Source organism: uncultured Rothia sp., from assembly GCF_937976295.1.
In the GTDB taxonomy this organism is placed as follows: domain Bacteria; phylum Actinomycetota; class Actinomycetes; order Actinomycetales; family Micrococcaceae; genus Rothia.
The window spans coordinates 1-1,204 of record NZ_CALJRY010000216.1 but is presented as its reverse complement, the minus strand read 5'-3'; the positions used below and the strand labels follow the sequence as shown (position 1 = coordinate 1,204).

The 1,204-nt window shown below is 58.3% G+C and carries 2 protein-coding genes; both read left to right on the top strand.

What is annotated here, in order from left to right; genetic code table 11:
* Positions 1-606: cell wall metabolism sensor histidine kinase WalK (locus Q0216_RS05855; protein ID WP_298593703.1), on the top strand; the 606-nt coding region annotated here is incomplete at its 5' end.
* 276 nt (positions 607-882) lie between these two features.
* Positions 883-1,204, top strand: a 322-nt coding sequence (locus Q0216_RS05850; protein WP_298593702.1) for a TetR/AcrR family transcriptional regulator, incomplete at its 3' end; no start/stop codon positions are given.

Below are 1,204 nucleotides of genomic sequence, written 5' to 3'. Positions count from 1 at the left end.
ATGCTCCGCTGGACCGAGCCGCTCAGTGAATCCGGTCAGTCCTCCCTGGCGCGTATCGATTCGCAGACCGAACGCATGTCACGCCTCGTGGAGGACCTGCTGACCCTCGCCCGCCTGGACGAAGGTCGTGAACCCAAGCTGGAGCAGGTTGATCTGACCGAGCTGGTGCTTGAATGCACCTCCGACATGCAGGCGGCAGCCCGCACTCACGAATGGCACCTGAACCTGCCCGACGAACCGGTTGAGGTCGTGGCGGATCGCTCCCAGATTCAGCATGTCATCTTGAATCTGCTCTCGAATGCCCGCAAACACACGGACGAGGGTACTCGAGTGACCACTGGCCTGTCGGTGGATGCTGCACGCCGCGAGGCTGTGGTGACAGTGACCGATAATGGTCCGGGTATTGCCCCGGACTTCTTGCCGAAGATTTTTGACCGCTTCACCCGTGCCGATAAGGCGCGTTCCGGTTCGGTTGGGACCACCGGTCTGGGTTTGGCGATTGTGCAGGCGATTGTGCAGGCGCACGGCGGTTCGATTCAGGTGCAGAGTCAGCCGGGTCATACGGTCTTTACGGTGCGTCTGCCTTTGGAGGCGGCGCGCGCCTAATGCGCTTGCGCGGTGGCTCACTCGGCGGTTCCGCTGAGCGGGTGGCGGGTGAGCGTCCTGGGTAAGTGTTTGAGGGGGGCGGGGTGCGTTGTGCGCTCCGCCCTTTTGGTTTGCTTTGTGGGCGTTGATAGAACACTGACGTGCCAAAACACTAAATTGCTTGTTGAGTAAACATTAAATCTGCACTTCAAGTTTATTACCACGAGTGCAAATATGTGGTGAATCTAACCCTCAAATAGTTACCCTCGGTGAAATATTGCGCGTATTGTAAAAAACATGGCAAATCTTGTTGAATCCCCCGCAAACATCACGGACAAGCGTTCCGCCCGCAAGGCAGAGAACCGCATCGCAATCGTTGAGGCAGCAGAGTCCCTCATCCTCGAGGGCGGCTACGGCGCCCTCAACGCGGAAGCGCTCGCAGAACGCGCAGGCGTCTCCCGCCGCACCATCTTCAACCACTTCGCCTCCGTAGACGACGTGCTGGTCACCCGCATGAACCAGTACTTCAACCGCATCTTCGAAGAATGCGACTTCACCATCTCCGGTGAAAACGCAAGCATGGAATCCGAAATGCTCTCCATCGCCCGCAAGGTCTTCA